Genomic DNA, 18235 nt, shown 5'->3' with positions numbered 1-18235 from the left:
GGTCCCGGTGGATCCGCGCCGCCCCCGGCCTGCCGGTGGGCGGCGCGGGCGTAGCGGGCCCGACGACCCGTCAAGCTCACGGTGTGCCACGGCGCTCGGGCACCGAGCCGATGGTTTTCGGCCATGCCGGACAAAGTGGAAATAGGCTCGGCGATGTGACCGTTCGCATTGGTATGGACACGACCTTCATTCGGCTCGCAGAGCCCGGCACCCGGCGCCGGACCGCCCCCCGGCCGCCCTCCGACGGACTCCGCGACCGCGTGCCGATCGGTCCCCGCGGCGGCACCGTGCTGGACGAGCTGTCCGAGGTGCTCTTCGCCCCGCTGCCGCGCAGCGACCAACGGGCCAAGGGTGCCCTGTACCTCCGCGGGCTGATCGCGGCGCAGGGCCGAAAGTCGATCCGGAACATCGCCGCGCAGGTCGGCGGCCCCGAACTGGCGCAGAGCCTGCACCACTTCATCGCCTCCTCCACCTGGGACTGGGAGCCGGTCAGCCGGGCGCTGCAGCGCCATGCCGACAACGAACTGCGGTTCACCGCCTGGGTGGTGCGGGCGGCGCCGGTCCCCAGGAAGGGCCGGTGCGCGATCGGACTGTGGGGGGTGGCCAGCGAGATCACCGTGCCCGTCAGGTGGCACCTGCTGCCGATCGGGGAGGAGCCGGCCGGGTGCGTCGCGACGGCCGCCCGGGTGTGCGACCCGAGCACGATCGGGCCCCGGCCGGTGGTGCTGGACCTCCCGGGGCTCGACCTGCGGCCCGTCTTCGACTGCTACGCCCGGGTGGGCGCGCCGGTGCTGTCCGCCGTGCCCGCCTGTCTGCCGGTGCTGCACCAGGGGACGGGCCGGGGCGGCCGCTCGCTGCCGGCCTCCCGGGTGCTCCAGCTCCACCGGATGCTCCGCCGACCGGTGGAGTGGACTGACCCGGCGACGGGCGCCGTGCGCAGGAGCCTGGTCGGGGGCGTCCAGGTGGAGTGGGCCGGGTATCCGCTGCTGCTGTTGGGGGAGTGGGACGGCCGGCGGGAGCAGCCGGTGCAGTGCTGGCTGACCAATCTGACGGCCACTCCCCTCGCGGTCCTGCTGCGGCTGGCCAAGTTCCCGCAGCGGGTCGAGCGGGACTTCGCCGGTTCCGCCTCGCACGTCGGGGCGCTCGACGACTACGAGGGGCGCGGCTCCGACGGCTGGCACCGGCACATGACCCTGGCGGCGGCCGCGCACGTGGCCCAGGTGGTCGCCGCGGCCCGGGCCAGGGTCCGTCCGTGGACCCACTGCATGGTGTCGATGGAGCGGATGGGCCGTTCCTTCTGAAAGCCGCGAAACGGACATGGCCCCGGCTAAACATCCGATCTCGTTCTGTGTCACCTTCGCGGGAGGTTCTGACACAGGCAACATGACCGCATCGCCCGTTCCGTCCCCCGGCGGCCATCATCGGAAGCATGCGAATTCTGGTTGCCGGCGGTGGTGTCAGTGGTCTGGCCACAGCGGTCGCGCTGGGGGCGAGAGGCCATCACGTCCTCGTCCTGGAGCAACGACCGGTGCTCACCGAGGGCGGCGCGGGGATCAGACTGGCGCCGCAGGACTTCCGGCTGCTGGACCGGCTCGGCGTCGGCGACGCCGTCCGCGAACGGTCGCTGACCATCGACGAGTTCCGCACCATGGACGGCACGACGGGGGAACCGGTCGGCACCACCGCGCTGCCCGCCGGGCAGGGCGGCGGCCGCTCCGCGCACGCGACGGCCCACCGGCTGGACGTGTACGAGCCGCTGCTCGAGGCCTGCTGGGAGCTGGACGCCGTCCAGCTCTGCCCGAACAGCCGGGTGGTCGGCCACACCGAGCACGGCGAATCCGTGGCGGCCGCACTCGCCGACGGCCGCAGCGTCACCGGCGACGCGCTGATCCTCACCGGCGGCGCCCGCTCGGTCGTCCGCCACGACCCCCGGTGGGCCGGCGACGCCCCGCGGGAGCGGCACGCGGTCTACCACACCGTCATCCCGATGGAGCTGGTGGCGGACCGCTGGCAGGACGGCGCGGCGACCTGCTGGGTCGGGGCCGCATGGCACGTGGCGCACTACCCGCTGCCGGACTCCCGGTACCTGAGCCTCTCGGCCACCCGCCGCGACCACACCGGCGTGGACCTCGACGGCGCCCGGGTCGACCTGGAGCACGTCCTCGCGGCCTTCCCGGAGATCGGGTACGCCGCCCGCAACGTGCTGACCATGGGCCGCGACTGGCGGGTCCGGACGGTCCCCGCCCGGACGGCCGACGCGCGCCGGGCACGCGGCAGGGTCGCGCTGCTCGGCGAGGGCGCCGAACCGGCCCATCCCCTGGAGGCCTCGGGCCTGCGGAACGCACTGGAGGGCGCCGTCGCGCTGGGCGCGAGCGGGGACGCCGCCGAGGGCGACGCACCGAGGTGGCTCGCCGACTACGACACCCACCGCGCCGAGCCCGCGCCGAACGTCCCCGAGCGCTGCGGGGCCGGGCGCCGGTAGGGATTCGCGTCGAGTGGAGCCCGCTCCGCCACCGCCCATGATGGTGGGCGGTGGCGGACGCATGACCGGGGCAGCGGGCCGCAGGCCGTCATCCCCCCGGCCAGGCCGTCGGCCCCCGCCAGGCCGTCAGCCTCCGCCAGGCCGTCAGACCAGCGCGGCCTCGACCAGCTCGGCGGCCCTGGTCACGCTGCCGCCCGCCCGGACCTCCGCGCTGAGTTCCGCCAACCGGGCCGCCACCTTCGGGTCGTCGACCAGTTCCAGTACGGCGGAGCGCAGCGCGGCCGGGGTGACCTCGTCGGTGTCCAGGCGGCGGGCGACACCGAGTTCGACCAGCCGGTCCGCGTTCTCGAACTGGTCGGCGGCCTGCGGCACCGCGACCATCGGCAGTCCGCAGTACAGGCCCTCGCTGCAGCCGCCCATTCCGGCGTGGGTGACGAAGGCGTCGGCCTGCTGGAGCACCGCGAACTGCGGCACCCACGGGTGCACTTCGACGTTGGCCGGAATCGGGCCCAGTTCGGCGGGGTCGGTCGCCTTGCCGACCTGGAGCACGACGTGCCAGCCGGGCAGATCGCCGAAGGCCTCCAAGCACGCGCGGTAGAAGGCGGGTCGGTGGGTGAAGGCGGAGCCGAGCGAGACCAGCAGCACCTTTTGCGCGTCCTGCGGCCGGGTCCAGCTGCCCTGGTGCTCCCGGTTGTCGAGGCAGGGCCCGGCGAAGGAGAAGACCTCGGGGTCGACCTCGTCGATCCGGGGCTGGAGCGCCCTCGGGATGAGCGAGATCCCGCGGTCCGGCCTGAGCATGTACGTGAACATGTCGCGGGGCGGCACCCCGTTGTCGGCCAGCCACTGCGCGAACCGCTCCGGAACGCCCGCCGCCTCCAGCGCCTGCAGGACCGTCCGGAACGGCTCCGCCCGGGAGTCCACCGGCTGGGCGACCCTGGACGGCGAGATCAGCACGGACGGCACGCCCCAACTCTCGGCCAGGACCCGTCCCGCGTACGCCATGAAGTCGTACAGGACGAGGTCGGGCCGGTCGTCCTCGAACGCCTCCCGCATCCGCGGCAGCATCGCCTGCGCCTCGTCGAAGATCATGCCGTGCACATTGATCCCGGGGTCGACGGCTCCCTTGAGGATCGCCAGACCCGTCTCGTGGGGCACGAGCCGGGCGCCGGTGGCCTCGATCTGCTCGGCGAACGACGGGTCGTTCACGTAACTGACCCGGTGGCCACGGGCGACCAGCTCCCGGATCACGTCCAGGCTGGGGTTCACATGGCCGTGCGCCGGGATGTTCACCATGACGATGTGTTTTGGGCCTGGCATGTCGGTACCTCTCCTCGTACGTCCTGACGGAGTTCAGAACTGACGTTACGTCAACTTAACTCGGGGGGAGGTGCCAGGGTGCCCGGGGCGGACGAAGGCGGCGGCCCGGTGGTCGGGGTGCCAACTCCCCGGCCGGGCCGCCGCTTCGATGGAGGGCGGGTCAGGAGTGCCAGGCCGGGGCGGTCACGATCGCCTTCAGCCGGTCCAGGTCGAGCGCCGGATCACCGGGATTGAAGGTGTACCCGTTCTCGCCGTTCCACTCCGAGAGCCGCACCTGGCTGCCGTCCGGGTAGTGCACGGCGGCCGTCCAGTGCAGGACCGGGTTCGTCGCGGTCTTCCCGTTGCCGAAGCGGTTGGTGACGACGAGCGTTCCGTCCGGCCGCTTCTCCCGCACCTCCAGCGGGGTCTCGGGGTTCAGGCCCATGGACGCGAGCTCCTTCCGGCCGAGCGGGGACGCCGGGTCCACACCGATCTGCAGCATGCTGGTGCGGCCCTCGAAGGTGACGGTGAGCGCGGCGTGCCCGGGGGCCTGGCCCTCGACCTTGGCCCCGGGGGGCAGCAACGGGACGAGCTTGGCCAGTAGTTCCGGGTTCGAGGGGGTGCTGGCGGACGGCGTCGGGGAGTCGCCCGACTGCGGCGCCCCTTCGACCGGGGCGAGCGTGGCGAAGACCGGGTCCCAGGCGGGAGAGGTCACCAGGGCGGTCAGCTGGGCGTCGTCCAGCGGCGGGCTCGGCCGGTTCGCCCTGGCCGGCTGCCCGTTGAACTCGGTGAACGCGATCCGGCGCCCGCCCGGAGTGGCCAAGGTGACCCGCCATTCGCGGCCGCCCTGGATGTGCTCGCTGCGCAGCTTGTCGATCACCAGCACGGAACCGTCCGGCCGGACCGTCCGGTCGCAGGAGTCCTGCGGCGTCTGGAACCCGTCCATGCAGACCGCGCTCGCCTCGGGCGGCAGATTGGTCCGCTCCACGGTGAACCGGACGACGCTCGCCCCCGCGCCGTCGTCGAACAGCAGGGTGGCGTCGGTCTGGTGCCAGCTGATCTTGCCGGGCTTAGTGGTGCTCTGCTCCTCCACCGTGCCCTTCGGCAGCAGGCCGGTGACCAGCGTGACCAGTTCCTGCGAGGACATCGTCGGCAGGCCGGGCGGCGGCAGGGTGGCCGGTCCACTGGCCCCGAACGGGTACCTCCCGACGGCTGCGAAGCCGCCGGCCCCGGCCAGCACCAGGACCGCCAGGGCGCTCGCGACGGCGGCGCGCCGGTGCCGGCGACGGCGACGGCCGCGCTGCTCGGCCTGGGCGGCCAGGGCGTGCTGGACCGGCTCCGGTGCCAGCTCGGCGGCCCCGCGCAGGGCCCGGGCGAACCCGTCGGCGAACTCGTCGTCAGTGGGCATGGCGCAGCTCCGTCTGCTCGGAGGAGGGGTTGGGCTCGCTGGTCGTTCTCGTCCCCGTGGAGTCCTCCAGGGCCGTCTCGATGTCGTCGCCCAGCACCGTGCGCAGCCGGGCGAGGGCCCGGCGGCAGCGAGTGCGGACGGCGGTGCCGCTCAGGCGCAGGGCGGCGGCCGTCTCCTCGACGCTGCGGTCCTCCCAGAAGCGGAGCACCAGCACGGCGCGGTCCGGAGCCGGGAGTTCGGCGAGCGCGCGCAGCAGCGTCAGCCGCAGGGCCGGGTCCGGGTCGTGCACGCCGAGCTCGGGGATCTCGTCGGTGACCCGCTCGGAGGCGCTGCGCTTGCGCCGGTACGAGAGGAAGGTGTTGACCAGCACGGTCTGTGCGTACCCGCTGGGGTTGTCGAGCCGGGATATCCTCCGCCACTTCAGGTAGACCCGGCCGAGCGCCTCCTGCACGAGGTCCTCGGCGAGGTGGGCGTCACCGCCGGTGAGCAGGAAGGCCGTGCGCAGCAGGTGCCGCGCCCGGGAGGCGACGAAGTCCGGGAACTCCGGCCAGGGTGGTTCGGCCGATTCTTGATCCATGTCCTGATAACGCGGTGGGGTCGTGGTCGTGTGACAGTCTGGTCGCCGTTGATCGTGTCAGGACGGCTGTGTTCGACGACGGATGGGCGTCCCACTGTATGAACAGTATTAACTGACTTGGTTTTAACCATTCGTTATGTGCGATCACTTCCCGTCGCACCGTCCGACCCGCGAGGCTTCCGTCGGATTCCGCCGGGCCGCGCGACCGCACGACCCGCCGCAATTGGGAGGACTCACCATCTTGTCCAACAGGTACCGTCGACCGCTGCTGGCCGGCGCCGTCACGCTCACCGCGCTCGGCCTGACCACCACTCAGGCGCTCGCCACACCCGGCGCGTCGGACCAGCGCCCGCGCCAGGCGCAGCACCTGGCCGAGATCGGCCGACAGCACGCCGCCAAGGTCACGGGCGCGAGCGGCAGCAAGCAGACCTTCGCCGCCAAGGCCGACGCCGCGGGCGGGGACGACGGCGGCGCCGACGAGGCGGAGAACTCCGCCGAGGGCGTCGCCCAGTACACCGAGGCGCGCACCGCCCCCGGCGTCGTCGCGCCGGGCGCGTACGGCGCGGCCTGGGCGCAGCTGCAGTCGATGCCGCACACCGACGGCAGCTGGAAGCACGTCACCTCGAAGCCGTACAACTCGGACGACCCGCGCTACCGGGACGCCAACTCCAACTCCAGCGGTGGCTCCGGCTACGTCACCGGTCGGATCACCGGCATCGCGGCCGACGACGACGGCTACGTCTACGCGGGCGGCGCCAACGGCGGCGTGTTCCGCTCCCGCACCGGCGGCGGCCAGTGGCAGCCGATCGCCGACAAGCTGCCGACGCTCTCGACCGGCACGCTCGACCTCGACGAGGGCGGCCGGCTCTGGTACGCCACCGGTGAGTCCAACACCGGCGCCACCTCGTACGTCGGCACCGGCGTGTACGTGCTGTCCGACCCCAAGCACGGCGAGTTCCAGCCCGGCAACCGGGTCGGCGGCGCCGAGCTGGAGTCGACCATCATCCACGCGCTGCGCTTCGGCGGCGGCAAGGTGTGGGCGGCGACGAGTCGCGGTGTGTGGAGCCACTCGACGTCCGAGCTCTCCGGCCCGTGGACCCTCGAGTTCGCGCCCAACCCCGACTACCTGCCCGGCGGTTCGAAGGCCAAGGACCCGAGCGCGCCGTACAAGAACATCGCCAACGACATCGCGATCGACCCCAAGGACCCGTCCACGGTCATCCTGGCGGTCGGCTGGCGCGGCGGCGACACCTACAACGGCTTCTACGGCAAGGCCGCTGACGGCAGTTGGCAGCGGGTGGCCTCGCTCGGCGACCTGCCGACCGACGCCGCCAACGTCGGCAACGTGACCTTCGCGCGCTCGGCGGACGGCTCGCGCTACTACGCGATCGACCAGTCGCCGGACGTCATGGCGCACAACCCGGACACCGGCCTCAAGGGCATCTACGTCTCCAAGTCCGGTTCCCCGTCCGGCCCGTGGACGCTGATCGCGGACAAGGACAAGATCAAGAACTCCGGTTCGGCCCTCCAGGGCGCCGACTACCAGCCCGGCATCCAGTCCTGGTACAACCAGTTCCTCCAGGTCGACCCGGCCAACCCGGACCACCTGTACGCGGGCCTGGAGGAGGTGTTGGAGACCAAGGACGGCGGCGCCAACTGGTCCGTCCCCGGCCCGTACTGGAACTTCCCGTTCCCGTGCTGGAGCATCGACCCCACCAAGGTCACCGGCGACTGCTCGCCGACCACCCACTCCGACCAGCACGCCGTCGCCATCGGCTCCTACCACGGCAAGCCCAGCGTGTACGTCGGCAACGACGGCGGCATCTACCGCCGCCCGGTCAACGGCTCGGCGGACGCCTCCGGCCACGCCACCGACTGGAAGTCCCTGGCCGACGGCACCATCGACACCCTGCAGTACTACTCGGTCGGCATCGGCAAGGACCCGGCGGACAAGTCCGGCAAGGGCGTCATCGTCAGCGGCGGCCTCCAGGACAACGGCGAGTCCATCCTGCGCGCCCACGACAGGGTGATGGGCTCCAACTTCGGCGGCGACGGCGCCGACACCCTGGTCGACCCGAAAAACGGCTGCGACATCGCCGAGGAGTACGTCTACCTCGACATGTGGGTCACCCAGAACTGCGCCGTCAACGACGGCTCCGGCAACACCGATCCGAGCAAGGCCACCTCCTACGAGGTCGCCCCGCCCGACAAGGCCACCAGCGCCGCCCGGTTCATCGCACCGATCACCAGTGACCCCAAGGACACCAACACCTGGATCGCCGGCGGCCGGCACGTCTGGGTGCAGCACAAGGGCTACGCGATCCGCAGCGGCAGCGAGTGGACCTCCGCCTACGACCTGGGCGCCGGACACGTCGCCACCGCCGTGGCCACCGTCAACGGCACGGTGTACGCGGGCTGGTGCGGCCCGTGCAACAACCAGGGCTTCAGCCGCGGCATCGCGGTCGGCAACACCGACGGCACCGGCTGGCACCAGCTCAACCTGCCCGTCGACGGCACCCTGCCGAACCGCTACATCTCCTCCTTCGCGGTGGACCAGAACGACGCCCAGCACGTCTTCGTCGCGATCAACGGCTTCTCGCGGACCTGGACCGAGGGCCCCGGCGCGGGCAACGGCCACCTCTTCGAGACCCGTGACGGCGGCGCCACCTGGACCGACGTCTCGGCCAACCTGCCCGACATCCCGGCCACCTCGGTCAAGCTCCTGCCGAACGGCGGCCTCGCCCTCGGCACCGACCTCGCCGCGTTCTACCGCGCGCCCGGCGAGCGCGACTTCTCGGTGCTCGGCCGCAACCTGCCCACCACCGCGGTGCAGCAGCTGAAGACCGGTCCCGACGGCCGGCTCTACGCCGCCACCTTCGGCCGCGGCATCTGGTCGATCGACCCGTGCGACCTGTACGACAACGACGACAACCAGGGCGACGACAACCAGAACTGACCCGTCCAGGCCCTCCCGGTGCCCGGCCCGCTCACCCCGAGCGGGCCGGGCACCGGCGGTTCCGGAACCGGCACCACCTCGGGCACGTCCAACCCGGAACCGCCACGAGACCGGAGACACCCCACCGTGATGCGACGCCTCGCCCTCCCGGCAACCGCCCTGCTGCTCATCCTCACCGCCGCCGCCTGCTCCTCCGCCGCCGGCAGCGGCAGCCCCACGCCGACACCGACCACCCCGAGCACCACCCCAGCCCCGACGGGCACCACCGCCCCCGCGGTCCCGACGGCCACCCCGCCGCCGGCCACCTCGACACGCACCGCCGGCGCCCCGACCCACCAGCCGACCTCCACCCCGCCGCGGACCTCCACCCCGCCCCGGACCCCCACCCCGAGCACCCCGACCCCGGCCCCCACCCTGCCCCCGGACAACGGCGACGACCCGATCGACCTCCAGCACCGCCCCGGCGCCAGCCCCACCCGCCCAGCAGGCTGAGCCGCCCCGCGCCGCGCCACCCGCGCGTCGGTCGGCGAACGGGTACAGCGACGACGTCGTTCGCCAGGAGGTCGCCCGCAGCGGGACCTCCGAGGGAAGGCTGAGGAGAGCCGCCGTACCATTGCCGCCCTGTGGGTTTGCCGAGGTGAGGCGAGGAGAGGGCGGGCAGGGTGGGCAGGGGCGAGTGGGCGGGCGGTCTGGGGCGGCTGGTGGGCGTGGCGGCTGAGCTGGGGGAGGCCGGGCGGCAGGCCGTACTACGGGGCGGGCGGTCCGCGGCGGGTGGGCGGTGGGCGCTGGCGGCGCTCGGCTCCGTCGCTGCGCCGGCGGTGCCGGCCACCGAGCCGTGGAAGCTGTCGCTGGGCACACTGATCGGCCGTCACCCCAGGACGCCGGCGGTCGCGCACAAGCTGCTCGGGCTCCTGGACGGTTACGGCGCGGTGCACCTGGGGCCGGCGAAGGTCGGTTTCGACGGTGAGGAGGTGGAGTGGGACAAGGTCGTCGAGCTACGCACCCGGAACGCCTTCGAGGTGCTGACCACCAGCGCGCTGGAGCAGGACGTGGACCGGATCCGCGAGTTCCTCCCGCCGGTGCCGGGCCGCAAGTGGGCCGTCACCAAGGCCGGTGAGGCGCTGGCCACGGTCGTCCTGGCGGCGCTCGAACGCGGCTCGGTCGACCAGCGGTTGGACGAGCTGACCGTACCGGCCCAGATCGTGTACCGCGGTCTGCTCGGCCGGCCGCGCACCCTGGACGCGGGCTGTTTCGCGGCCGCGACTCTGGTCATCGTCGGTCAGGCCGGAGCGAGCCTGATCGCCACCGCCCGGCAGCGCGGCATCCCGGTCCGGCCCGCTGACGCTGTGACGGAGGAGGAGCGGGCGGCGCACGTCGCGGTGCTGCGCGAGCGCACCGACGCCGTCGCCCGGCTGTTGAGCCGGATCGAGCAGAGCGAGCCGGAGCAAGTGGAGGCGTCCGCTGCCACGCCGCAGGTGTCGCTGGACAAGGCCCCGATCGACGAGCCCGCGGGTGGCCCCGGACCGGAGCCCCACCCGGCGGGCTGAGCCGCCGTTGGACGACGTTGGACGAATGGTGGGGGGAAGGACCCGAAGGGGCGCAAGTGGCTGCAGGGATGGCGATGGTGTTCCGAGGCGAGGAACTGCCCGCGAAGGAGCGGTTCGACTGCTGGCGGGAGTTGCTGGAGCGGACCCGGGCCTGTGACGCGACCAGTGCCCACGCCGACGACTTCCGGGCGGAGTTGCGGCGTACCGAGCTGGGGGAGGTGGTGCTCCTCGGGACGTCCTTCCCCGCGGTGCGGTTCCGCCGGACCGAGCGCATGGTGCGGCGCTCGGACGCGGGGGTCTACCACCTGTCGTTCCTGCAGCAGGGCACCATGACGCTGACCCGCGGCGCGGGCCGGACGGAGACGCTCAGGCCGGGCGACCTCCACCTGGTCGACAGCTCGACCCCGTACGACCTGCGGACCTTCGGCGGCCCCACCGCCGGTCGGGCGGAACCCCGGCTCTCCGGGGTGGGCATCGACTTCCCCGCCGCCCTGCTGCCGCTGCCGCCGCAGCGGCTGCGCGACCTGCTCGGCCGCGCGTTCCCCGCGCGGACGGGCTCGGCGGCGCTACTGTCGGAGTTCCTGCTCGGGCTCGACCGCCAGGCCGCCGCCCTGGGGCCGGCCGAGGCGGCCCGGCTGGGGACGGTCGTGGTGGACCTGGTGGCCGCCTGGCTGGCCCGGGAGCTGGACGCCGAGACCGCGGTGCCGGACGACGCCCGGCAGCGGGCCCTGGTGACCGCCGTACGGGCCTTCATCCGGCGCAACCTGCACGATCCCGAGCTGTCACCGTCCACGATCGCCGCCGCCCACCACATCTCCGTCAGCCAGCTGCACCGGGTGTTCGCCCAGCACTCGCCGGGGGAGACGGTCGCCGCCTGGATCCGGAGCCAGCGCCTGGAGCGGGCGCGCCGTGACCTCGCCGACCCGGCGCAGCGCGCCACCCCGATCCACGCCGTCGCCGTCCGCTGGGGCATCCTCCGGGCCGACGACTTCAGCCGCGCCTTCCGGGCCGCGTACGGGCTCTCGCCCCGCGAGCACCGGCAGCGGGCGCTGGCCGGGGCAGCGGGGAAGTAGCCGGAGGTGATGAGGCATCAGGACAGGGCCCCCGGTCCGGGCGCGGCGCCGGCCCGGTCGTAGCCTGAGCTCCGTAAGCCCGTACCTGACTTCCGGGGGGAAATGATGCGTTGGCGTTCCTTGGCGACCGCTGCCCTGCTCACCGCGGTCACCGCGACGGGGCTGGCCGCGCCCGCCGCGAGCGCGGCCGAACCGGGGGCGCTCGTCCCCGCGGCCGACCGCGAGATCCAGTTCACGGCGGACGGCACCACCGCCTACGGCACCCTGCACGTGCCGGCCCACCGGGCCGGGCACCGGCTGCCGGCCGCGCTGCTGCTGCCCGGCAGCGGCCCGACCGACCGCAACGGCGACGAGCCGCCCGCGCTCACCCCGGGGACCTTGGCGGCGGTCGCCGACACCCTCGGCGGCGACGGCGTGATGACACTGCGCTTCGACAAGTACTTCACCGGCCGCACCGGCCCCGGCGCCTTCCAGGGCGACCCCGGCCGGCTCGACCTGGCCGCCTTCACCCGCCAGGCCGCCGCGGCCTACACCACGCTGCGCGATCAGCCGGAGGCCGACCGGCACGCGATGCTGGTGGTCGGCCACAGCGAGGGCGGGCTGCAGGCCCTGCTCGTGGCCCGTACGGTACGGCCCGCGCCGGCCGGCCTCGCGCTGCTGGCCCCGCAGGACGAGCGGCTGCTGGACAGCCTGGCCGCCCAGCTCGACGGCCAGCTCGACCAGGCGGTCGCGGCCGGACAGGTCACCGAGGAGGCGGCCCGGGCGAACAAGACGGCCCTGGCCGCCGCCGTCGCGGACTTCCGGGCCGGCCGCCCCGTCGACACGAGTGCGCTGCTGCCGCCGCTCGCCCAGCTGCTGAACGCGCTCTTCGGGCCCGACAACGCCCGCTTCGTCCGCAGCGACGACGCGGTCTACCCGCCGGACGTCGCCCGGGAGGTCCGCCCCGGCACCCGAGTCACCGTCACCTGCGGCACCGCCGACGCCAGGGTGCCCTGCGCGACCGTGCCGCCACTGCTCGGCGCCCTGGCCCGGGCCCACACCAGCGGCCCTGGCCTGCGCACCCTGGACGGCGTGGACCACTTCCTGCACCCGGCCGGTACGCCGGTCAACGAACACGCCCTCGCGCCGGCCGCGGTGGCGGCACTGCACGAGTTCGCCCGCTCCTGGAAGCGGTAGGCGGAAAGGCCGGGCACCCCGCGCGCCGGACGCTCCGGTGCGCGGGGTTCCCGTTCTCGCACGGGCCTCAGGCCGGGCCGCTCGCCGCCAGCAGGTCGTGCAGCAGCGGCAGCAGTTCCTCGGGGTCGACGTCCGCGAGTTCGCCGAACGCACCGCTGGAGCGGGCCAGGGCGACCCCGGCGAAGGCGGCCACCGCCAGTTCGGCCCGCAGCTGGGGCCGGTCCACCTGCTCGGTGACGAAGCGGTCGTGCAGCGGCCGCACCATCCGCTCGTGGAGGTAGGTGCGGGCGGCCTGCTGCACCTCGGTGTTGTCACCGGGCAGCACCGCGGCCTGGAAGGAGGGGCCGGGGCCGCGTCGGGTGAGCCGCACCAGCAGGGTGCGCAGCCGTTCCTCGTCCAGCAGGTCGGCCGGTACCTCGTCGCCCAGTTCGAGCCGGACGGTGGCGAGGTAGAGCTGGGTCTTGCCGCCGAAGTACCGGGCGATCAACGCCGGGTCCACCCCGGCCCGTTCACCGATCTCCCGGGTGGTGGTGCGGTCGAAGCCGCGCTCGGCGAAGAGTTCCAGCGCCGCCCGGATCAGCAGCTCCCGGCTGCGCGCCGCGTCCCGCCGCCGGGGCGCCGCGGGCTCCGCGCAGCCGTCCTCCCCGGGGATGGACCGGTCGGCTCCGGCGGCCGCCGCGATCACCGGTCGGCCCCCGCCCGCAGCCCGGGCACCTCGCTCGCGCCGGCCACGCCGTCGGCGATGCTCTCTTCCACCATGAGCTCCTCGTCCACTCGCGCGCCCTTCCGGGCGGCGACCGCGGCACTGAGCCGCGGCAGGACGATCGTAGTCAGCCCCACCACCACCCACACCGCGCAGCCGATCAGCGCCGCGTCCCGGTAGCCGCTGTCCGAGGGCAGCAGCCGCCCCGGCTCGGTGTGCGCCTGGAGGACGGCGCCGCACAGGGCACTGCCGGCGGAGTAGCCGATGGTGCGCAGCAGCTGGTTGAAGCTGACCGCGCTGCCGACCTCGTTCGCGGGCACCGCGGCGACGATCAGTCCGGGCATCACGGCGAAGGTGCAGCCGACGCCGAGCCCGGCGATGCCCATCACCACCAGGTGCCCCCACAGGTGGTCGCGGGCGAACAGGAAGAACAGCACCGAGCCGAGCGAGACGGCGCAGCCGATCGGCAGGACCAGGGCGGAGGAGGTGCGCCGGGTGAGGACCGGGACCATCTTGCTGGACAGCAGGCTGGCCGCCGAGAAGGGCAGCAGGATCAGCCCGGCGACCACGACCGAGGCGCCGAGGCCGTAGCCGGTGCTGGTCGGGGTCTGGACGAAGCGGATCACCAGTGAGATCAGCAGGTACATCCCGACGCCCGCGACCAGGCCGGCCACGTCCGTGGTCAGCACGACGGGGTTCCTGAGGCTGCGCAGGTCGATCAGCGGGTGCGCGGTGCGCAGTTCGTGCCGGACCCAGGCGGCGAGCAGCAGCACCGAGACGGCCGCCACGGTCCACAGCCGGCCGCTGGCCCAGCCCCAGCTCCCGCCCTCGCTGAGCACCAGCAGCAGTCCGACCAGGGCCAGGCTCAGCAGCCCCGTGCCGGGCACGTCCAGCGGCCGCCGCTCGCGGTTCTCGGCCTCGGGCAGTACCAGGACGGCCAGCACCAGCGCCAGGCCGCTGATCACGGCGCCGAACCAGAAGCCCGCGTGGATGCCGAAGGACTGGGCGATCAGGCCGGTGATCGGGTAGCCCAGGCCGACGCCGGCCACGGTGGTGATGGAGAGCAGGGCGACCGCGGAGCGGGAGGCCGCGGCGGGCAGCGCGTCCCGCGCGGTGGCGATGGCCAGCGGGGTCAGACCCACCCCGACGCCCTGCAGCGCCCGGCCGGCGACCAGCCACCAGAAGCCGAGCGGCAGCGCGGCCAGCACGCTGCCGAGCACCACCACGGCGGCGGCCGCCAGGGTGACCGTACGGCGGTCCGGCCCGTCGCCGAGCCGGCCGAGCACCGGGGTGGCGACCGCCCCGACCAGCATCGTGATGGTCAACGACCACTGGGCCTCGGCGAGCGAGACGTGGTCGACGGTGGCGATGGTCGGGATCATCGGCGCGCCGAGGCTGCTGATCACCGCCACCACGGCGCTGAGGAAGATCAGGACGGGCACCAGGGCCCGCTCACGTCGCGTCGACAGGCCCGTTCGGGTCTCCATGGACGCGCCCCCTTTTGTCACAGTTCGAGTGTCCGAACCCGGGGAGCGGGAACCCGACCCCGGCCATCCCGGGGTGCAGGTGACCGAGGGATGTCATCAATCGATGTCATCGGATGATGTCTTCAGATGATGACATGCCGGGGAGCGCCGGCAGAAGCCGGGTCGACCATGGAATTTTTCGAGGCGCGGCCGGGTTGAACGCCGCCCGGCGCCGGCGGCGTCAGCCATGCCGGCCGCGTCAGCGCCGCCCGAAGAGCCGCCCGAGCCAGCCCCCGGAGGCCCGCTCCTTCGGCGGGCAGGAGCACCGCTGGGACTGGGGGATCCCGGCCAGCACCTGTTCGACGTGCATCCCGCACCCGGCGTAGGTCGGCTTCCCGCAGGTGCGGCAGGCGACTCGGCGGCACATACCGCGCTCCCTTCTCAAGCCCCCCGGTGAATGGACTGACCCGCCCAAATATACCCCTCCCCGTATTCGAACTGCGGTGATCGAGCCCGCCGCACGACCACGGATGAGTGGCGGCGGGCCGGCCGAGGCGGTGCGGGCCGGTGGCTCGGCGGGGCGGGGCGGCCCAGACCGCCGCCGGGTCGCGCGGCAGCGCGGTCGGCTGCAGGCCGCGCATGGTCACGGCCGGCCCCGGGGCTGGTGCCGTCCCGGGGCCGCCCGTGGGGCGGTCAGACGGTGGCGCTGATGGCGGCGACGATGTCGTCGTTGCCGAGGGCCTTGCCGCCGATGCCCCAGGCGCCGTCCCGGGCGTTCAGGATGTTGACCCAGGTGTCGTCGGCGCGATGCCCTTCGACGGTCAGGCGTCCGACGATGTCGGTGGCGGACCGGATGAACGCGGCCCGGGCCTCGGCGGTGGCCAGGCCGATGTCGGGCAGCTTCAGCTCGACCATGACGACGGGGCGGTTCACGCCTCCGGCGTAGACGTGCTCCGGGTCGAGGAGGTGGACGGTGCCGCCGACCATCGACGTGAAGCCGGGGTTCCCGGCGAGGCCGCTGGCCTCGGTCAGGGCGGCGGTCAACCGCGGCAGGATCTCGCGCTCGCCGGCGGGGGTGAGAACTCCGCGCGGCGCGGTGACGGTGATGGGCATGGGCCCTCCCTGGAAGGTGGCTAGTACGGACGTCCTAGCTAATCCAGCCTGGGCTAGGATGGGCGTACTAGTCAAGGAGGTCGCCGGTGCGGATCGGGCGGCCGCCGGACTCACGATCGGAGGCGACCTTGGCCGGAGAGACCCGCGAGCGCATGATCGAGGCGACCGTCACGGCGCTCCAGCACCGTGGCGTGGCCGGCATGTCGTTCACCGACATCCTCGCCGGCAGCGGAGCCGCGCGCGGTGCGATCTACCACCACTTCCCGGGCGGGAAGGCGCAACTCGTCGCCGAGGCGGCGGAACGCAACGGCTGCGAGGTCCGCGCCCGGCTCGCCGCGCTCCCGGCGGACAGCCCGCAGGGCGTCGTCGCGGCCTTCCTGGAACTGGTCCGGCCCGTGCTCGCGGCCTCCGCGGCGGGCGGCGGGTGCGCGGTCGCGGCGCTGACGGTCGGAGTCGGGTCGGGAGGCGATGACATGACGCTCCGCCAGATCGCGTCGACCGCGTTCACGGCCTGGGGCGACCAGCTCGCGGAACGGCTGACCGCCGCGGGTCTCGACCCCGACGCCGCCCGAGACCTCGCCACGACCCTGATCGCGCTGCTGCAGGGCGCCCATGTGCTGTGCCGGGCCGCCGGCGATCTCGAACCCTTCGAGCCGGTGGCGCGCACGGCCATGACCCTCGTCGCACACCCCGGCTGACCGGGGTCGTCACCAGCCACTGGGAACCGCTCGCCCCCACCCCCGTGCGGGGCGAGCGGAGATCATGATGGGCGTCGCAACTCCCCTCAGAGGCCCAGGAGTTCGGCGAAGGTGCCGCCGAGGACACGGTCCCGCAGTTCACCGGGCGAGGTGACGCGCTCGACCAGGGCGCGGGTCAGGACCGGGTCGCCGTAGGGGGCGTCCGAGCCGAAGACCGTCCGGTCGGGCACCTCACGGAGGGCCAGGCGGAGTGCGAACACCACGTTCGTCGTGGACAGTTCCAGGTAGAGGTTCGGGGTCTCCCGAGCCAGCTCGATGGCCGTCAGCCAGTTGAGGCCGCCCAGCTGGCTGATCACCACCGGCACGCTCGGGTGGCTGCGGGCCAGGTCGGCCAGCGTCGCCAGGTCGCCGGCGGTGGTCGGCGCGAACCCGTGCACCACGACCGGCAGTCCGCCGTGGTCCGCGGCGGCCCGCAGCACCGGCTCGATCAGGCCCGCACCGTCCGGCGGCGGCGTCAGCTCGCCGATGCCCCGGAAGCCCCGGGCGACCACGTCCCGCTCCACCTCGGCGGCGATCTGCTCGGCCGGCACGTCCAGCCGCACCTTGCCGAAGCCGATGAACCGGTCCGGGTGAGCCGCGCAGGCGGCCGCCAGCTCCCGCACCGCCGCCTCGTGCGCCGCGGCGCCGGCGGCCTGTCCGCTGACCGTCGCGTGCAGCACGCTCATCTCCCGCTTGAACGAGGCCAGATCCACGGCCCGCTCCGGGTGCGGCCGGGTGCCGAAGAGCACCGCGCGGTCGACCCCGGCCTCGTCGAGCAGCGCGAGGTGGCTGTCCAGCGGGTCGTGAACGTGGCTGTGGGCGTCGATGATCAACGGTTTCTCCTGGTCAGGTGCCATCCCTCGGGGCGACCCCGGGCCGCCGTGCCCTAGTCTGCAACCTTGACACCGTGACAAGGTCAAACCGAACGGGGAGCGAACGACCATGCGGATCGGGCAACTGTCCAAGCGCACCGGTACCAGCGAACGCCTGATCCGGTACTACGAATCGGCCGGACTGCTCAGCTCGACCCGACTGCCCAACGGCTACCGCGACTACGAACCCTCCGCCGAGCAGACCGTCCGCCAGATCCGCGCCCTGCTGGCCGCGGGCCTGCCCACCCGGCTGATCGGCCAGGTCCTGCCCTGCGGCCAGCCGGACGGCCCGCTCATCGCCTGCCCGGGGGTGCTCACCAAGCTGCGCGCCCAGCTCGCCGAACTCGACCGGCGTGCCGAGGAGTTGGACCAGGCCCGGAACGCCCTGCGGCGGGCCATCACGGCCACCGAGGAGGCGGGCCTGCCCGCGCTGTAGGGCTTCACCTCGGCAGCCGGGCTCCGGAGCCCGGCGGGCCCCGGAGCCGGTGGAAGCCGCCTGCGTTCCAGCCGCCGGACTGCGCCACACAGGGTGCCGATCGGCCAACCTCGACCGCGAGGTAGCGTTGAGTAGAGATGGCATGTACGCTGCGTGTCGCTGGTTGAACACCCAGCGGGCCTGGCCGTTACTCCGTGGGGGGAGTCACGCCCAGGCCCGGTCGCCGGCCGGGGCCCGGTCGCACTCGTGGGGGAGTCGCGGTCGGGCCCGTCGCCGGTTGCAAGTCGTATGCCCGCTCGATTGCCCCGCCAGACATGACGATTGTCCAGCAGGAAGGCGATTCCAGGCGCGTTCGTCCAGAACGACAGGTGGCGAGGCCTGACTTGGGCGTGG

The 18235-nt window shown here is 73.5% G+C and carries 17 protein-coding genes; 9 read left to right on the top strand and 8 right to left on the bottom strand.

The genetic code is table 11. The annotated features are described in order from the left end of the window. Positions 1 to 260 precede the first annotated feature (260 nt). Entirely contained in the window at positions 261 to 1301 is a 1041-nt protein-coding gene (locus ACWCYO_RS19865; protein ID WP_270149777.1) for a transposase, read from the top strand. 128 nt (positions 1302 to 1429) lie between these two features. Next, complete coding sequence (locus ACWCYO_RS19860; RefSeq protein WP_449784938.1) at positions 1430 to 2482, top strand: FAD-dependent monooxygenase; 1053 nt, start codon at positions 1430 to 1432, stop codon at positions 2480 to 2482. A 144-nt stretch (positions 2483 to 2626) separates the two neighbouring features. Here ACWCYO_RS19860 and ACWCYO_RS19855 read toward each other — a convergent pair whose 3' ends face one another. The 3 genes from ACWCYO_RS19855 to ACWCYO_RS19845 form a co-directional block, all read right to left on the bottom strand. Continuing rightward, positions 2627 to 3799, bottom strand: a complete 1173-nt coding sequence (locus ACWCYO_RS19855; protein ID WP_449784937.1) for a macrolide family glycosyltransferase — start codon at positions 3797 to 3799, stop codon at positions 2627 to 2629. 160 nt (positions 3800 to 3959) lie between these two features. Further along, positions 3960 to 5186, bottom strand: coding sequence for a ferrous iron transport protein A (locus ACWCYO_RS19850; protein ID WP_449784936.1), 1227 nt, complete (start codon positions 5184 to 5186; stop codon positions 3960 to 3962). Beyond that, positions 5176 to 5763, bottom strand: coding sequence for a SigE family RNA polymerase sigma factor (locus tag ACWCYO_RS19845; protein WP_449784935.1), 588 nt, complete (start codon positions 5761 to 5763; stop codon positions 5176 to 5178). The genes ACWCYO_RS19850 and ACWCYO_RS19845 overlap by 11 nt, the downstream gene beginning before the upstream one ends. A gap of 241 nt (positions 5764 to 6004) precedes the next feature. Between ACWCYO_RS19845 and ACWCYO_RS19840 the strand changes: the two genes are divergently transcribed. The 5 genes from ACWCYO_RS19840 (at position 6005) to ACWCYO_RS19820 (ending at position 12515) form a co-directional block, all read left to right on the top strand. Continuing rightward, the gene (locus tag ACWCYO_RS19840) at positions 6005 to 8719 is read left to right on the top strand and encodes a glycosyl hydrolase (protein ID WP_449784934.1); all 2715 of its coding nucleotides are present in this window, start codon (positions 6005 to 6007) and stop codon (positions 8717 to 8719) included. A gap of 129 nt (positions 8720 to 8848) precedes the next feature. Next, positions 8849 to 9211 (top strand): hypothetical protein, encoded by a 363-nt coding sequence (locus ACWCYO_RS19835; protein WP_449784933.1) that lies wholly within the window; start codon positions 8849 to 8851, stop codon positions 9209 to 9211. A 170-nt stretch (positions 9212 to 9381) separates the two neighbouring features. After that, complete coding sequence (locus ACWCYO_RS19830; RefSeq protein ID WP_449784932.1) at positions 9382 to 10266, top strand: hypothetical protein; 885 nt, start codon at positions 9382 to 9384, stop codon at positions 10264 to 10266. 68 nt (positions 10267 to 10334) lie between these two features. Then, on the top strand, positions 10335 to 11339 hold the full coding sequence (locus tag ACWCYO_RS19825; protein WP_270151453.1) for an AraC-like ligand-binding domain-containing protein: 1005 nt from the start codon (positions 10335 to 10337) through the stop codon (positions 11337 to 11339). Between the two features lie 120 nt (positions 11340 to 11459). Next, positions 11460 to 12515: an alpha/beta hydrolase gene (locus ACWCYO_RS19820; protein ID WP_449784931.1), complete on the top strand. Its 1056-nt coding sequence runs from the start codon at positions 11460 to 11462 to the stop codon at positions 12513 to 12515. A gap of 67 nt (positions 12516 to 12582) precedes the next feature. Here ACWCYO_RS19820 and ACWCYO_RS19815 read toward each other — a convergent pair whose 3' ends face one another. The 4 genes from ACWCYO_RS19815 to ACWCYO_RS19800 all read right to left on the bottom strand — a co-directional run bounded on the left by ACWCYO_RS19815 (position 12583) and on the right by ACWCYO_RS19800 (position 15797). After that, on the bottom strand, positions 12583 to 13200 hold the full coding sequence (locus ACWCYO_RS19815; protein WP_270149784.1) for a TetR/AcrR family transcriptional regulator: 618 nt from the start codon (positions 13198 to 13200) through the stop codon (positions 12583 to 12585). Next, positions 13197 to 14705: an MFS transporter gene (locus tag ACWCYO_RS19810; RefSeq protein WP_449784930.1), complete on the bottom strand. Its 1509-nt coding sequence runs from the start codon at positions 14703 to 14705 to the stop codon at positions 13197 to 13199. The genes ACWCYO_RS19815 and ACWCYO_RS19810 overlap by 4 nt, the downstream gene beginning before the upstream one ends. Before the next feature lie 238 nt (positions 14706 to 14943). Next, a complete protein-coding gene (locus ACWCYO_RS19805) occupies positions 14944 to 15111 on the bottom strand; it encodes a hypothetical protein (RefSeq protein WP_449784929.1) in 168 nt (55 codons plus the stop codon). 266 nt (positions 15112 to 15377) lie between these two features. After that, positions 15378 to 15797, bottom strand: coding sequence for a tautomerase family protein (locus ACWCYO_RS19800; protein ID WP_449784928.1), 420 nt, complete (start codon positions 15795 to 15797; stop codon positions 15378 to 15380). Positions 15798 to 15925: 128 nt separating this feature from the next. Between ACWCYO_RS19800 and ACWCYO_RS19795 the strand changes: the two genes are divergently transcribed. Then, complete coding sequence (locus ACWCYO_RS19795; RefSeq protein ID WP_449784927.1) at positions 15926 to 16495, top strand: TetR/AcrR family transcriptional regulator; 570 nt, start codon at positions 15926 to 15928, stop codon at positions 16493 to 16495. Positions 16496 to 16581: 86 nt separating this feature from the next. Here the strand turns inward: ACWCYO_RS19795 and ACWCYO_RS19790 are convergent, their stop codons facing one another. After that, the gene (locus ACWCYO_RS19790; protein ID WP_270149799.1) at positions 16582 to 17367 is read right to left on the bottom strand and encodes an amidohydrolase family protein; all 786 of its coding nucleotides are present in this window, start codon (positions 17365 to 17367) and stop codon (positions 16582 to 16584) included. Between the two features lie 109 nt (positions 17368 to 17476). Between ACWCYO_RS19790 and ACWCYO_RS19785 the strand changes: the two genes are divergently transcribed. Next, on the top strand, positions 17477 to 17842 hold the full coding sequence (locus tag ACWCYO_RS19785; protein WP_270149800.1) for a MerR family transcriptional regulator: 366 nt from the start codon (positions 17477 to 17479) through the stop codon (positions 17840 to 17842). Positions 17843 to 18235 lie beyond the last annotated feature (393 nt).

The organism is Kitasatospora sp. NPDC001683, assembly GCF_053596495.1.
This window is presented reverse-complemented; position numbering and strand designations above follow the sequence as displayed.

Bases quoted from the DNA above. Each gene is read 5' to 3' on its own strand.
- ACWCYO_RS19845 (WP_449784935.1), bottom strand. From the start codon at position 5,763: ATGGATCAAGAATCGGCCGAACCACCCTGGCCGGAGTTCCCGGACTTC.
- ACWCYO_RS19810 (WP_449784930.1), bottom strand. From the start codon at position 14,705: ATGGAGACCCGAACGGGCCTGTCGACGCGACGTGAGCGGGCCCTGGTG.
- ACWCYO_RS19835 (WP_449784933.1), top strand. From the start codon at position 8,849: ATGCGACGCCTCGCCCTCCCGGCAACCGCCCTGCTGCTCATCCTCACC.
- ACWCYO_RS19850 (WP_449784936.1), bottom strand. From the start codon at position 5,186: ATGCCCACTGACGACGAGTTCGCCGACGGGTTCGCCCGGGCCCTGCGC.
- ACWCYO_RS19805 (WP_449784929.1), bottom strand. From the start codon at position 15,111: ATGTGCCGCCGAGTCGCCTGCCGCACCTGCGGGAAGCCGACCTACGCC.
- ACWCYO_RS19785 (WP_270149800.1), top strand. From the start codon at position 17,477: ATGCGGATCGGGCAACTGTCCAAGCGCACCGGTACCAGCGAACGCCTG.
- ACWCYO_RS19825 (WP_270151453.1), top strand. From the start codon at position 10,335: ATGGCGATGGTGTTCCGAGGCGAGGAACTGCCCGCGAAGGAGCGGTTC.
- ACWCYO_RS19800 (WP_449784928.1), bottom strand. From the start codon at position 15,797: ATGCCCATCACCGTCACCGCGCCGCGCGGAGTTCTCACCCCCGCCGGC.
- ACWCYO_RS19860 (WP_449784938.1), top strand. From the start codon at position 1,430: ATGCGAATTCTGGTTGCCGGCGGTGGTGTCAGTGGTCTGGCCACAGCG.
- ACWCYO_RS19855 (WP_449784937.1), bottom strand. From the start codon at position 3,799: ATGCCAGGCCCAAAACACATCGTCATGGTGAACATCCCGGCGCACGGC.